13 protein-coding genes and 1 tRNA gene are annotated in these 15218 nt (G+C 49.1%); all 14 read right to left on the bottom strand.

Annotated features, from left to right (window positions below; translation table 11 throughout):
• Positions 1-522: restriction endonuclease subunit S (locus tag HFE64_05700; protein MCI8632958.1), on the bottom strand; the 522-nt coding region annotated here is incomplete at its 3' end.
• A complete protein-coding gene (locus HFE64_05695) occupies positions 519-2051 on the bottom strand; it encodes an SAM-dependent DNA methyltransferase (GenBank protein ID MCI8632957.1) in 1533 nt (510 codons plus the stop codon). The genes HFE64_05700 and HFE64_05695, both read right to left, overlap by 4 nt.
• An 89-nt stretch (positions 2052-2140) precedes the next feature.
• On the bottom strand, positions 2141-2386 hold the full coding sequence (locus HFE64_05690; GenBank protein ID MCI8632956.1) for a hypothetical protein: 246 nt from the start codon (positions 2384-2386) through the stop codon (positions 2141-2143).
• 103 nt (positions 2387-2489) lie between these two features.
• A complete protein-coding gene (locus tag HFE64_05685) occupies positions 2490-2696 on the bottom strand; it encodes a hypothetical protein (GenBank protein ID MCI8632955.1) in 207 nt (68 codons plus the stop codon).
• Positions 2697-3711: 1015 nt separating this feature from the next.
• Positions 3712-4248, bottom strand: a complete 537-nt coding sequence (locus HFE64_05680) for a GrpB family protein (protein MCI8632954.1) — start codon at positions 4246-4248, stop codon at positions 3712-3714.
• 63 nt (positions 4249-4311) lie between these two features.
• Positions 4312-4384 (bottom strand) — tRNA-Ala (locus tag HFE64_05675).
• A gap of 77 nt (positions 4385-4461) precedes the next feature.
• On the bottom strand, positions 4462-6336 hold the full coding sequence (locus HFE64_05670) for an LPXTG cell wall anchor domain-containing protein (protein ID MCI8632953.1): 1875 nt from the start codon (positions 6334-6336) through the stop codon (positions 4462-4464).
• A 205-nt stretch (positions 6337-6541) separates the two neighbouring features.
• The gene (locus HFE64_05665; GenBank protein ID MCI8632952.1) at positions 6542-7321 is read right to left on the bottom strand and encodes a M23 family metallopeptidase; all 780 of its coding nucleotides are present in this window, start codon (positions 7319-7321) and stop codon (positions 6542-6544) included.
• 140 nt (positions 7322-7461) lie between these two features.
• Entirely contained in the window at positions 7462-8472 is a 1011-nt protein-coding gene (gene tsaD, locus HFE64_05660) for a tRNA (adenosine(37)-N6)-threonylcarbamoyltransferase complex transferase subunit TsaD (GenBank protein ID MCI8632951.1), read from the bottom strand.
• Between the two features lie 4 nt (positions 8473-8476).
• On the bottom strand, positions 8477-9403 hold the full coding sequence (locus HFE64_05655; GenBank protein ID MCI8632950.1) for a ribonuclease Z: 927 nt from the start codon (positions 9401-9403) through the stop codon (positions 8477-8479).
• A gap of 19 nt (positions 9404-9422) precedes the next feature.
• Positions 9423-9695 carry a hypothetical protein gene (locus HFE64_05650; protein ID MCI8632949.1) on the bottom strand — a complete coding sequence of 91 codons (273 nt, stop codon included), beginning with the start codon at positions 9693-9695 and terminating at the stop codon, positions 9423-9425.
• A 212-nt stretch (positions 9696-9907) separates the two neighbouring features.
• Positions 9908-11464 carry a hypothetical protein gene (locus HFE64_05645; GenBank protein MCI8632948.1) on the bottom strand — a complete coding sequence of 519 codons (1557 nt, stop codon included), beginning with the start codon at positions 11462-11464 and terminating at the stop codon, positions 9908-9910.
• A gap of 75 nt (positions 11465-11539) precedes the next feature.
• Positions 11540-13918, bottom strand: a complete 2379-nt coding sequence (locus HFE64_05640; GenBank protein MCI8632947.1) for a phenylalanine--tRNA ligase subunit beta — start codon at positions 13916-13918, stop codon at positions 11540-11542.
• A gap of 24 nt (positions 13919-13942) precedes the next feature.
• Positions 13943-15019, bottom strand: a complete 1077-nt coding sequence (gene pheS, locus HFE64_05635; protein ID MCI8632946.1) for a phenylalanine--tRNA ligase subunit alpha — start codon at positions 15017-15019, stop codon at positions 13943-13945.
• Positions 15020-15218: the final 199 nt, after the last annotated feature.

Here is a 15218-nt window from a genome sequence, read left to right as displayed (position 1 = left end):
TTCGATAAATCGGGATTTCACGAGATTGTTAAACTCGTCCAATTCTTTGTGTCTCATGGCAATTACTCTGTCAACACTACGCAATACTGCAGAAATTCGCTGCTGCTCTCTCATATCGGGCAGGGGTATCAGTATTTTGCTCAGTTGTTTTGCAGACAAATGCTTTACCGTCACAAATGGCGTGGCATCCTCTATTGCTTTTAGTGCTTTTGGCATATAGTAAAATATGTAATCGTGGTCAACGTCTTCACGTGGAATTAATCTGCATACTCGTTGATTTAAATATGCACGACCACCTTTCCAATAGGCGATATTAAACTCTCCATCCATGCCAATGAGTAGGTCACCATCTTTGACAATATAGTTTTCTCCAGCAGTTTCTGTTGTATATGTTTCCGAATAGCCCCTAACGACATCTCGAATGCGAACAAGCGGAACGCCTTCTGCAGTGCAGAATTTGGCCGAGTCAAAAGGAAATCCATATTGGATTGTGCATACCTCGGGTAAAGTTTTCTCCATCATAGCATTTTCCTCAATTCCTTCAGTTCGGCGGAGATACTCTCTTCAAGTTCGTCGAGCTTATCCATAATTTCTGCGGTAGAGGGATATTCGACAGCTACATACTCCATCTTCTTATATTTGTTAATGGAAAGATCGTATCCATTGTCCACGATTTCCTGCTTCGGTACAAAAAAGCTCTGCTCGGTGCGTTCACGTGTGGCTTCCTGCTCCAGATGCTGGAAACGCTGAATGATATCGGGGATATCATTATCCACAATCTCGGAACGCTTATCGTCAAGGCTGAAGCCATCCGCCTTCATATCATAAAACCATACTTTGTCGGTACCACCCGCGCCGGTCTTTGTGAATACCAACACAGCAGTGGAAACACCTGCATATGGCTTAAATACGCCAGACGGCATCGAGATCACTGCGCGGAGCTGATGATTCTCGACGAGTTCTTTGCGAATGGATTTATGTGCTGAGGACGATCCAAACAACACACCATCCGGAACGATGCATGCACACTGACCGCCTTTTTTCAGCATCCGTAAGAACAAGGCAAGAAACAGAAGCTCGGTCTTCTTCGTGTTCGTTACCGCTTTCAGATTATCGTGGATGCTCTCTGCGTCGATCGTTCCCTTGAACGGGGGATTTGCCAAGCACATCGTAAAGCGATCGAAAATCTGATTTTGCTTTGACACACTATCCTTATAATCTATCTCTGGATTGCTGATAGAGTGCATCATAAGGTTCATCGCAGAAATGCGGAGCATAGTGTAGTCCATATCAAACCCCGTAAATGCGGGGCCTGTAAAATGCTGCCATTGCTCAGGGGTCATAGTATCCTCGTAATTGCGACGGATATACTCTGACGCAGAAACCAAGAAACCTGCCGTTCCACATGCCGGATCGCAAATCATATCATCCGGTGTCGGCTGTAGCAACTCGACCATCATCTCTCGGATATGCTTCGGAGTGCGAAACTGTCCGTTCTGGCCTGCTGTAGCCAGTTTGCCGAGCATGTACTCATATAGGTCGCCCTGCATATCCAGCTCTGCAATATCGTGTTCGTAAAGATCGTCCAATCCCGTAATTATCTTCTGCAGCAGCTGCGGAGTAGGAATGATAAACATTGCATTGCTCATATACCGCGCAAAAGCGGTCGTGCTTTCATCTGCCTTACCGGGTTCGTCTTCGATCTCTACAAGCTCACCCTTTTCATTAAAATCGGGGAAGCGACCATACTTCATGCTTTTGATCGCGGGAAATACTCTCTGAGAGATCACGTCGAAAATCTGGCGTGGATCGTCGTTTTTGAACTTGCTCCAACGCATTGATTGTCCGACGGGAGACTGGGGAAAAATCTTTGCCATCTTCTCGCCGGTCATCGTTTCGAATTCCTCAGTCTCCAGTTCCTTTTCATCGAGGGAACGGATGAACATGAGATATGTAAGCTGCTCGATAACGGTCAGGGGGTTTGTAATACCGCCAGCCCAAATATCTGTCCAGATCTTATCGACCTTATTTTTAATTGCTCCTGTAACCATTCCGCGTTTCCTCCGACAATATTGTTAATGTGTTTTCTGTACTGATCGATCACATTGAGTGGGGAGATAACCTGCATTCTATTCCCAAATTACGCCAGCTCTCCACTGAATATTTTGAACACCTGCTCCGTAAACTCTGACACACCATCAATCCTTGCGACTGGCTCCACATAGTAACGTTTCTTATTGCTATCGTTTATGGTCACATAGACGCGTTCTGCCTTTTCATTCAGACAAAAGTCGATCTTTTTCCTGCGAATGATGGCATCCTCAATGCCGTTCACCGTGTAGAGAATGGCCTCGTTGGTGTGCTTCCGCGTATTGAAGTATACCATGTTTTTTAGTAGCTCAACTTGGTGTGATCCACCGAGAACAGCAACCTTTTCTATCAGCTCTGCTGTTTTTTTCTCAGTGATAAAACTGACATTCTGCAGCACATCAATCAGTATCTTTATTTTGGCACTGTGAGCTCGTGCTCTGGAACATAGTAAACTTTTCCTTATCCTTCAGGTAGCTCATAATCTCGAAGCCGTTTTCCTGCATGACCTCGATATCCAATCTCAGTGTCCTGACATTACTGGAAATGTCCATCTCATTCAACCGTCTGCAAAACTCCGCGCGGGAGATGGGGTGCACTTCACCCATCTCTTGCACAACAGCTCATAAAGCTTCACCAGCTTGATCTTTTGCATGTTAACAGCCATGCCGTGCCTTCTCCTTGAAATGGATATAATAATACTGATTAAGTATAACACAAAACTTTCAATTTTTCAAAGTTTCCACGCAATTATATCACTACCCAAATTAGATTTTTCGCAATATCCGGTTCAAGTCCCATTTCCTAAATACATTTAGTAGTTGCTTGTAAAGAAAAGAAATTCAATTTATGCAGCAGCGTTTTCGACCTTCTTCTACCTCTGAACGTCAAAAATGGGCTTCCGAGTAGCCACTCGACCGCTCCGAAACCCATTTTTCAATATTTGCTCTGTTTTTTCTCTGAAAACATATTTTTGCGGTTTCGTGAAGAACTCAGAGTTATTGAAGCCATAAAAACACTTTTGTATTCTGTGCGTAAATTCTATAAAATTTTCACTATGCTATAGTTTTTTTACATATTCACCTTGTCCCAAAGTGTTTTGATTTTAGGAATCGTCCATTCAATGCCACTTCTTTGATTATATAATTGCTCGATATAAAGAAACACGTTATTGCAAAAGCTTCGCTCTTCTTCAGAAATGCAATCTGATTGTGCTACGCTTTATAAGTGATCTGTAACTGTTTCAAAATCATTATCTGCTAAATTTATATACGCTTTATATAGACTATTATACAATCCGAATACTTCTTCGTCTTTAAATTCTAGAGTAAAGAGCAAGATTCGTATATCACTCAAATGATCAAGCATTGCAATATCGCTAATAACCGATAGTGATTTCAACGGAGAGTTATAAAATATGAGACTGTAAATCAAACCCCCGGATTATAGTGGGAGCTCTTGACATACAACATGATCCATGCTAGAAAGTAGACAAGGGCTGAACAGCATTTCATGCCATTCAGCCCTCAATCAATCTTATATAAATTTTATTAAACCTATGATTTTTCACTAATCTAAGAGGTTTACACAATATTTGTTACACTACTTCCAATCCTTAAAACTTTAGGTTTCAATGACGTCTTGATTTTGAGCAGCAAGAGCCCTTATTTTATCAAAAAATGCCTGTTTCCCAGCCGTATATTTATTCCTGTCATCAAAATACATTTTAGACAAGTTTATCTTTAATTGTTCATACTCTTTTGCATATTTAGGATGAGTTCGTAAAAAGTCTCTAAATTGTACTTGCTGATAAAACAATGTGCGATCATTTGCTTTATAACAATGAACGTGTTGTAAGGAGCTTTCATTCTCTCCTCGCAATATGAATAAATACTTGCCTGATGCGACTTCACCATAATAAATGTAGTTACTTTCTTTCATTTTATGGAATACTTGCTCTGTTATATCCTTAAAAACAATCGCTACATCCAGCATCGGCTTCGCCATTATTCCAGGGATAGATGTACTGCCAACATGTTCAATGGAAACAATTTCATCAGTAAACATTCCCATAAAAAGCTCTTTTACTTTGCTATATTCATCCACCCATTTTTCGTTATACGGTAACAAGATTACTTTGTTCTTTGGCACTCCGAGCATTAATTATCCACCCCCTGTTTATAAATAAAAAAACACAACACTTCCACGTTGTGTTTTTTTCAGTGGAGCATATGGGATTCGAACCCATGACCTTTTGAATGCCATTCAAACGCGCTCCCAACTGCGCCAATGCCCCAAGCGAAAATTAGTATAGCAAAGGCCGGAGAAAATGTCAAGCCCTCGCCTGATATTTTCTCCTTAGCCTCTAAAGCCCTATCTCTGCCGCAAGCTCCTTTTACGCATCAAGAACCCTAATCCCATCCCCGCTAGTCCTAGCATTCCTATATATAACTGCCATACTGCTTCGTCTCCTGTTTGCGGCGACGGCTTCTTTTTCTGATCGCTCATTTCAACTCTTTGTATCTGCGGTATATCCGCAATCTCAAACGAAATATCCGCGGCCTTTTGATAGCCCTTCGGTGCTTCCTTTTCCTGCAGGGTATAGCTTCCTACCGGAAGACTTTCGATATACTGCGGCCTATCGCCGGATATCCATTCCTTTATCACACTGCCCTTCTGATCGACAATCTGCAAGGCGGCTCCTGACAGCGGCTCTCCGCTTTCCAGCTCCTTTTTGCTGATCTCCAGCTTCGTTACATCATCCTTCATCTCCACTTTTTGCAGCGCCGCCGTATCCTCTATCTTAAAGATTACATCCTGTGCTGTCACATAGCCTTTAGCCGGCAGAGTCTCTCGCAGCGTATAGACCCCAATCGGCAGCCTTTCAATATAATGCGGCTCAGCACCGGATACCCATTCTTCAATGACCTTTCCTGTCTCATCCAAAATCTGCAGCGCTGCCCCTGGTAGCTCTTCTCCGGTTGTCAGATCTTTTTTGCTGATCTGCAATTTTGTAATATCATCCTTCATTTCAACCTTTTGCAGCTCTGCTGTGTCCTTTACCTCAAATAAAATATCCTCTGCCGTTACATAGCCGGCAGCCGGCAAAATTTCGCGCAGAATATACGTGCCAATAGGCAGCTTTTCGATGTAATGTGGCTGATCGCTTGATATCCATTCCTCGATGACCTGCCCGTTTTCATCCAAAATCTGCAGCTTAGCTCCCGGCACCTCGTGGCTCCCTGTCAGCTCCTGCTTGCTAACCTCAAGGCTGATTACCAGTGCCTTTATCTTAAAAGAAGCCTCCAGTGGCATAGTAAGCGGCGTCTCTGATGCTGTCACCGTAGTCTGCCGCTTAGCGCCCGTACTTTGATTGACCGTCAGAATCGGAGCGGGTTCCTTGATTCCATCCCGCAGCACATTACGGACATTCACGGTAAAATCAACCTGCTGTGGGTTTGAAATAATCAGCGTATTTTCCTTTACCGTCAGCGTTACACTGCTATCCGATGCTATAAACTGCATATCATCAAGACTCTGTGCCGTATCGGTCAGCACGAGGGTATCGCCTGTCATTTCATATACAGCCTGATCCTGACTGCAAAAGCTGGGCAGCTGCTGCATCCTTTTAAGCTCCTGCAGCCATGTTTCCTGCCATGCCTTGACCGACCTTCCTCCCGCCGGCGCTGTATTCCAATACGGCATGGAGCGCAAATCATACGCCTCTGCCCACTGACTGCTAAGCACATTGAAATTTTCATCCATGTCGCCGCATACCAGCTGCCAGATCAGCGTCTGCGCCGCCAGATACCGCGTCGCCTGCGGTGCTGTTTTGCAAATCTCGGGACCGCTTTGGATCTCCGGGCCGCAAACCTGCAAAATCTGCCCCAGCATTTGGAAAATCCGGCCCTCCTGCGTGATGCGCGGCGTCGTCAGATGGAGCAATACATCCCGATTGCCCAGAACGCCGCCCTCATTATACTGTGCATCCCCCAGCAGTGTAACTTCCGGCTCAACGCAGTATACAAAATGCCCTAGCGGCAGCACACTACCCAGCGCACTGCCCGACCAGAACGCAGAATAAAATACCGGCGCATAATTTCCGGCATACTGCCCGGCTTCCATTAAAAAGCCATTTCCTTCACATAATCCGATCCTCATATCAGCCTGTCCCGGTGCTACCGTACAAACAGAAATCTCCTCCTCGGCTGATACCATCCAAACACTTTTTAAAATCCAAATCACCATAAAACATAAAGCTACCCAAAGTTTGCTGCGTTTTTTCTTATCCATTCGCCTGATCCTTTCCTATCTGAGAGCTCTGCTTGTTTGAACGTTCTACTTATAGTATCGGATATTTTTCGGCTCGATTCCCTATGCAGGCGCATTGTTCAAAATATATTTACAATTGAAAAATGCCCCGAGGGCATCATCCCCTCAAGGCATCTTCTTATCAGTCATCTAATATATTTTCTAAATAATCAAGCGGATTCACCGTCTCGCCATTTACCGTAACAGTAAAAATGAGATGTGTCCCCAGTGCAGCGCTATACCAGGTAGGCTCGCTCATACGGCCAATTGCTTCGCCCTGTGCAACGGTCTCGCCAACCTCAACCATTGCCTCCTCCGAAAGCTGACCGTATGTAGTCTCATACCCGTTTCCGTTGTCGAGAACTACATAACTGCCCAGTTCATCCGTCTTTCCTATTTCCTTCACCGTACCAGCGGCTGCCGCTACGACCGTTTCCTCCTCTGATGCACCAATGCTCAGAGAATTGCTTGTCCGGTACAGGTCCAGCGTCGCATCATAGATCAATGCATCCGGGCTGTAATCCATCACTACCGTACCGCTTACCGGCCATACCATCAGATCCTCTTGCGGATCAAACGCCGCTACCGGCGCCTGCGGCTCTTCTTCCTCCATGCCCGTTTCCTCCGTCGCCGTAGACGACTCTGTCGGCGCCTGCGGCTTTACCGGCTCTGGCTTTGAGGTTTCCTCAATCTGACTGTTCGCATCCAAGAAATTATTCTGTACCGGCCTCGTTTCCTGTGACTGCTCGGCCGTTACTGTGCTCTGCTCGGTGCGCGGCGGCTGCTCCTCCTCTGCCAGCTGCTCATCCTGATAGGCCGTAAAAACCGTTACCAAAACCGCAACTACCAAAAGGACCGACAGTACAGCCAGATAAATTTTAACCTGCTTCTCCGGCATGGTCTGTTTATCCGTATCGCTCATACCTTCTGCTCCTCTCTCCTTTTAAAAGGTTCCTGCCATTTCGCAAGCCAACGTTATCATCAGCTTCATGAGCATATCTTGGCACAAGCAAGGATTTTTTATTCACAAGGTCGCAGAAGAATCATTGCATAAAAATAAATTTAAAGCGTTAAATTAGGATTTGCATTAAGCGACAAATCAGCGCTTTCGCCCTGTTCATATTCATAATACGCCGCGCAGGCAATCATCGCGGCATTATCAGTGCAAAAAACAAATTCCGGCCGGCAAAAATCAAAATGATTTTGCATACAAGCCTCTTCCAGTGCCTCCCGCAGCGGCCTATTAGCCGACACACCGCCGGCAACCGCCACCCGGCTCACCCCGAGATCTTTCGCCGCCTGCATCGTTTTCTTCACCAGCACCTCTACAACCGCCGCCTGAAAAGACGCGGCCACGTCGGCCGGGTTTACTGCCTCTTTTTTCATCTCCTGCTGGTTCAGATAATTCAGCACCGCCGACTTCAGGCCGCTAAAACTGAAGGAGTATCCATCCTCCTCCAAACATGGCCTTGGGAAATGAATCGCCTGCGGATTTCCCTTCTCCGCCGCCTTTTGGATCTGCGGTCCGCCGGGGTAGCCCAGTCCAATCGCCCTGGACACCTTGTCAAATGCCTCGCCCGCCGCATCATCCCTTGTTTTGCCTAAAATCTGATAATGCTGATAATCTTCAACCATCACCAAATGCGTATGCCCGCCCGACACCACCAAGCATAAAAACGGCGGCTTCCAATCCGCATTCGTAATATAATTAGCTGCAATATGCCCCTTCATATGATGCACACCCAGCAGCGGTTTATGTAGCGCATAAGCAAGTGCCTTCGCCTCCGCCACGCCCACTAAAAGCGCGCCCACAAGCCCAGGGCCATAGGTCACCGCAATCGCGTCGATATCCTCCCAGCCCATTTTGGCATCTGCAAGCGCCTGCAAAATCACGCCATCAATATTTTCAATATGCTTGCGCGATGCAATTTCCGGCACAACGCCCCCATACACCTTATGTAGCGGTACCTGCGAAGAGATCACGTTCGACAGCACCTCGCGGCCATTTCTCACCACCGCCGCCGCCGTCTCATCACAGGAGCTTTCAATTCCTAATATCACCGGATATCTCACGCCATTACTCCTCTTCAAACTTAAATTCCTTAAGCATACGATCCTTTCCCGCCTTCGTATTTGGGAAAACCGCCGTAGCCTCCTTCAAATACACCTTCGGATTCGGCATAGCCGGGCTAAAATGCGTCAGCCAAAGCTCCTGCACCTGCGCCTGCCGCGCCATCTGCGCCGCCTCCTGATACGACATATGCTTATGCTTCGCCGCCTTATCCTGCTTATCAGGCTCGCCATACATGCCCTCACAGATAAACAAATCCGACTTTTGCGCCGCGCGCACAATGCTTTCCTTCGGCCGCGAATCTGTGCAGTAGGTTACCTTAAGGCCTTTGCGGGCAGAGCCCAAAACCATTGAAGGCTCATACACCGTCCCGTCATCTTCCGTGATGACCTCGCCATTTTGCAAGCGCCGCCAATATGGCAAGGGGATCCCGGCTTCCTTGGCCCGAACGGGATCAAATTTGGGCTGACGCTTAACCTCTGCGCTGTAGCCCACGCAGGGTACGCCGTGGTCGGCCTGAAAGGCGCGTACAGAAAGCTCCCCCAGCATCAGCTCCTGCTGCTGCTGAATCTGCTCTGCTGTCAGCTCCTGATACACAATGGGGAACGGAAGTCCCGGCGCAATCAAAAGAAGGCCCTCTACAATCTTTCGCAGACCGCGGGGCCCAATCAGAGTGACGGGCTCTGTTCTGTCACAGTTTCCGATCGTCAGCAGCAGGCCGGGCAAACCGCTGATATGATCGCCGTGATAGTGGGTAAACAAAATATAGTCAATCGCTTTAAAGCTCCAGCCGAGCTCTCTGAGCGTAACCTGCGTGCCCTCGCCGCAGTCGATCAGAAGGCTTGTTCCTTTATAGCGCATGATACACGAAGTCAGCCAGCGCCCCGGCAGCGGCATCATGCCGCCGGTCCCCAGCAAACAAATATCAAACATCTTTTGTACCTTTCCTTATTCAGTTTTCCTCTTCCGCTTCCTCCGCTATCGGCTCTGCTTCGGTCTGCAGCGGAACTTTAAATGTCTGGATCCATGCTGCATAACAATCGGGACAGATATCCATTTCATGCATCTCTCCGTCGTAAGGAGAATCATATCCCCATTCCTTTTGAATATGAAGGTAGTCTAAATAGGGATGCTGCCCTGTAGGTGACAGCTTTTTTCCACAGCAATTGCAGATTATCTGATCCGGCACTTTTTTCTCTACCAGTATAGTTTTATATTGCTTCATCTACATACTCCTTTTCTGGAGCTGCCTCTCCGCCCTCGCGGCTGCGCCCCTATGTATATCGCTGTGAACCCTTCTGACTACTATCTGCTGTTATCTTATCTTTATGCATATAGATCCGTAGCTATGACACATTATACTACTGATCCGCCCCGATGTACAGAAGTAAAATCTGGAAATACGGGACGGATCAGCTAATACTTGATTTTTAAATTTTATTTCATGAGGATTTCTGCCCCCTCCAGCATCGTACGCACCGGATACAGAAAGAAGCGTTTTTCCCGCAAGGCCTGCTGCACCTCCTCCGGCAATTTCAGATCCAGCATGCTCGCCGCCGGCAGCAATACCCCGCCGTTTTCGCAGCCCTCGCGCCGACACACCTCGTAAAAGCCTGTAACCAGCTGCGCGGCTGCCTGATCCGGCTGCAGCACTCCGCTTTCGTCCATTTCGCCGATGATCGCCAGCGACTGGCGCACCGGATAATGCCCCATGGCGGACAAAACGCCAAATGCAATCGCTGTCTTGATGCTTCCGGCATCCTCTTCGATCTCTCGCTCGCATTCCAAAAGCACATCAAATTCGTCCTTTTGGCGCCGTGCGCGCCGCTTCCCTTCCTTTTTGGGATGCACCTGCACATGGACCGGCTCGCACAGCGTACAATAGCCGATGTCATGCAGCGTCAGCGTATAAACGGAGCCGATCTGCCGGCCCTTTTGCGGCGCGAGGCCATACGGCAGCGCCTGCTCTAGCCGTCTGGCTCTGCGCTGCCTATTTTCCCACACCTCTTTGACGAGCGCAATATTGATCAGCTCTGTGTTTTTTTCGCGGCACAGCCACTCGCATTCCCGGATCCATGGCTGCGCTATATCCAGCCTGCCGGGCAGGAACCCGTCGCTGTCCTTCATGTGAGCGAAGCTCAGGCCGCTGATCAGAGCTAACAAAAATTCCAAGGCTTTATCCGTGATAATTGGATCTAATTGATCGCGCAGGTATGTTAGCCAGCGCTGCCGATTGGGCCATGAATTGGGCACTCGCGTGGGAAAGCAGCGTACTTCCGTGAAAAAGGCAGCAAAATCCTCATCCTCGCTGCGCCATAGCTCATAAAGAGATGCCGGCCCGTATAATACGAGCTGTACCTTGCACTGCTGCTGTGCCAGCTGATGAATCAGCGACTGCCAGATGAGCGGCGCAGCGTACAAATGGCGTGCATCGATCAGCAGATAGCCGCCCAGGGCGCGCGCCAGCTCGCCAATCTGCCATACGCCGTTTTCGATTTGTGTATCCAGCTCTTTTGGCTCCCGGTGAAGAATGACTGGGCAGCGCGTCTGATTGAGCTTTTGCGGAAACAAGCTCTCGTACTGCGCCGGATTGGGCTCCCGCGGATCCTGCAGCAAAGCATCCGTCAGCGCGGTGGTATACGTGATCTGCTCCGGCCACGCCTGCCGCATATATTCGAGCATCTCTAGGAGCGCTTCTTCCCGCTTCTCGCTTTGCCGCAGCCGCTCACGCCACTTTTGCCAGTCATCCTCAAACCGCTGCGCCCTGCCATCTTCTAGGCCGATGATCTCATGCGCCTTTTCTCCCGAAAAATTCCTTAGCGCATAATAGTACAGCGCCTTGCTTTGTCGCTGCAGCGAAATTTCGGAGAGTACCTCCGCTAAGACAAGTGCTTCCTCAGCCGGCCGGCTGACCGTCACATAAAACGACTGCCAAAGCGGCTCTATCTCCTGCTTCAGCTCTTCATATCCCAGCTGTATCTGTTTCGCTTCCATAAAAATACCCCCGCCCCTATGCTCATATTGCTATTAGCATATTAGGGCGGGGGATATTCTGTGCATGCTTTTCATTTAATCGAGCTTCACAACAGCGCCGATCTCCTTCATAGCTTCCATATACATGGCCGCTGCCTGCTGCACCTCATCGCTCTCCAGCGTACGCTCTTTAGAGCAGAAGACAAAGCGAATCGTCACGCTCTGCTGCCCTTGCCAGCTGGCATCCTGATAGATGCCCACCAGCTCATAGCCCGTCAGATATTCGCAGGGATGCGCTGCAATCACGCGTTCAAAATCAGCGAAGCGGGTATCGCTGCTGACCATAAAGCTGATATCATTAACAATGCTCGGGAAGCGGCTCGGCTCAGCAAACTGCGGCATCGCCTTTTCGATCCTGCACAGCGCGTCCAGATTCAGTTCCAGCGCGATAGCCGTCGCTTTTTTATCCACCTTTCCGCACACCGCCGGGTGCACAACCGCCAGCGTACCAAGCTCACTGCCACTGGCGCTGATCGTAAACGCATTATACGGATGCTGCCACTCCTTTGCCTGCGCCGCATTCACATAACTAAACGTGGTTCCTAAAAGCTCGCGGGCAATCCGCTCCGTGAGGGCCTTCGCCTGCATCAGCAGCGCCTCCTCATCCTTTTTGCGTCCCCACAGCACCACGCCCAGATGTTTCTGCTCATCGCCCAGGCCATCCGCCTTCAGACCCGCAATCACGCTGCCGATCTCAAACACGGTAAACGCACTGTCATAGCCCTTATTGCGCGCCGCGCTGCAAAGCAGCGAAGGAACCATTTCGCTCCTAAGGGTTTCAATATCCGGAGACACCGAATTCACAAGATGCAAATGGCCTTCGTTCGCCAGACCCAGCTCTGCCAGCTTTTTGCCGTCATTCCACAAATAGGTGTGCTCCTCATGTGCGCCAAAGGAATAGGCCAGCAGGTTTTTAAGCTGATTATACAGCGTATGCTCCTTGGAATAGGCCTGCGGCTGCACAGCCACCTCCGCCGTCTTGATTTCAAAATTATCGTAGCCGTAAATACGGGTGATTTCCTCGATAATATCCGCCTTAATGCTGACATCTTTGGTTGCGCGCCAGCTCGGCACCTGCACGATGATATCCTTGCCCTCGCGGCTGAGCCCAAAGCCCAGACTCGTCAGCGTTTCCTCTATCTGCGCCTCGCTGATATCGATGCCGGTAATCCTGTCTACATACGCCTTGTCAAAGGTGATACTGCGCTTCGGATACTGCTTAACATACTGATCACTCAGCCGACTGATCACAGTAACGCCCGGATCAATCTCCAAAAGCAGCTGCAGATAGCGGCCGATCGCCCCCGTCACCATCTCCGGATCCAGCGTTTTTTCATAGCGCATCGAAGCATCCGTGCGCAGACCCAGCGCTGCAGAGGATTTGCGGATGCTCACGGCGTCAAAGGTCGCGCTCTCCAGTAGAAAGCTATGCGTATCTTCCACGATCTCACTCTCGAGACCGCCCATGATGCCGGCCACGGCCACAGGCTTTCCTTTGCTGCAGATCATCAGCGTTTCCGGCTGAATCATACGCTCTTTTCCGTCCAGCGTAGCAAATGCAAAGGGCTTCTCAAAATGCCCCACCTCAATCTGACTCACCCTCTCATAGTCAAATGCATGCATGGGCTGGCCGAGCTCAAGCATGATATAATTGGTCAGGTCAGCCAGCAGATTGATACCGCGCATACCGCAGCGATAAAGACGGATCTGCATATTTTTAGGCGACTGCTTCACGCTGATATTCTTCACAGCCAACGCCGCATAGCGGTAAACAAGATCCGTATCCTGAATTTCAATCGGCACCTCCGGCAGGCTGTCATATTCTACCAAGGATTTTTGGGCATAGGGCTGCAGCGCTCGGTGTGCCAGCGCTGCAATCTCGCGGGCAATCCCGTAATGCCCCCACAGATCCGGCCGATTAGTGAGCGATTTATTATCAACCTCAAAAATCAGATCCTCTACCTCATATAGCTCCTTAATATCCGTTCCCACAGGAGCGTCCTCCGGCAGCGCCATCAGGCCCTCATGGTTATCGCTCAGACCAAGCTCGCGCTCGCTGCAGCACATTCCTTCACTGTCATAGCCAGCTACCGGCCGTTTTTCAATCCGCATGCCGCCGGCCATACCCCCTGTTTTAGCAAAGGGCACCTTCATCCCCTCTGCCACGTTGGGAGCACCGCATACCACCTGATAGATGCGGTCTCCGCCATCTACTTTAAGCAAATGCAGCTTCTTGGAATTGGGATGGTTTTCAATCGATAGGATCTGGCCGACTACCACGTCCTGAATATCGCTGCCTACATGCTCTATGCCTTCTACCTCAGCCGTTCCCAGGGTAAATTTATGAATTAAATCATCGAGATCAATGCCGTCCAAATTAACAAAGTCCCGAATCCAGTTCATCGATAAAAACATATGCGTTGTATCCTCCTCTTCTCTTTACATGGTCACAAACTGATCCAGCGCCTTTAAATTGCCGCTGTTAAGCACACGAATGTCGTGAATATCAAACTTCATCATAGCCAGGCGCGTCAACCCCAGACCAAATGCAAAGCCAGTATACTCCTCAGGATCAATACCGCCCATCTGCAGTACATTGGGGTGAATCATGCCGCAGGGACACAGCTCGATCCAGCCGCCGTGCTTACAGGTGGAGCAGCCCTTGCCGCCGCAGAACGGACACTGAATGTCAAGCTCAAAGCCCGGCTCCACAAAGGGGAAAAAGCCCGGACGCAGCCGCACGGTAATTTCTTTTTTAAACACCTCAGAAAGCATGGTCTTCATAAAGTAAATCAGATTGGAAATAGAAATATTTTTGTCCACCATCATGCCCTCCATCTGGAAGAAGGTAGTCTCATGGCTGGCATCCAACGCCTCGTTGCGGAAGCACCTTCCCGGGAAGATCGCCTTACAGGGCGCGCCATATTTTCTTAATATGGCATTCTGCGCCGCTGAGGTGTGCGTCTTAAGCACCTGTCCGTTGTCCAGATAGTAAGTATCCTGCATATCCCGCGCCGGATGATGCTTGGGAATGTTGACTGCCTCAAAATTGTTATACTCCGTTACAACCTCGCTGAAATCCTCCACGGCAAAGCCCATGCTGCTGAAAATCTCCTCCAGCTCCCGCTGCACGATGGTAATCGGATGCAGCGTTCCCAGCTTTTGCTGGCAGGGCAGCGAAATATCATATCTTTTATCCGCCTTTAACTTGGCCTGCTCCAGCTCCTTCTCCAGTTGCCCAGCTCTTTGGTTGATCTTATCCGCTACTTCGCCCTTAAGCTGGTTGATGTACTTGCCAATCTCCTTTTTCTCTTCTCCCTGCAGGTCTTTCAGCCCCTTTAGCAGCTCAGTAATGCTGCCTTTCTTGCCCAGATAAGCTACACGCATGCTCTCCAGCGCTTCTGCGCTTTTGACCGCTGTCATATCCTGCTGAAATTTTTCTTTTAACTGCTCAATCTTTGTTTTCACTCTTTTCAGCGCTCCTTTACATAATAAAAAATCCCGTCCAATCTGCATTGGACGGGTTATCTCCGTGGTACCACCAAAATTCAGAGCTCATCCGCCCCGGTTATCACTTGAAAATCCGGTGCTGATCAGGCTCTCTTCTGCTCCCCTTAATGCGGTAGACTACAGCCGCTTTGCGCCGTGCGCGCTGGGCGGCAGCTCCCATAGTGAAATTCACCTGTCTGCATCTTTCCGCCAGGGCTTTCAGCCC

The sequence above is a fragment of the Lachnospiraceae bacterium genome (assembly GCA_022794035.1).
Taxonomy (GTDB): Bacteria; Bacillota; Clostridia; order Lachnospirales; family Bianqueaceae; genus CALWPV01.
Note: the sequence above shows the minus strand (reverse complement) of the source record. Positions and strands in the feature narration are given on the sequence as shown.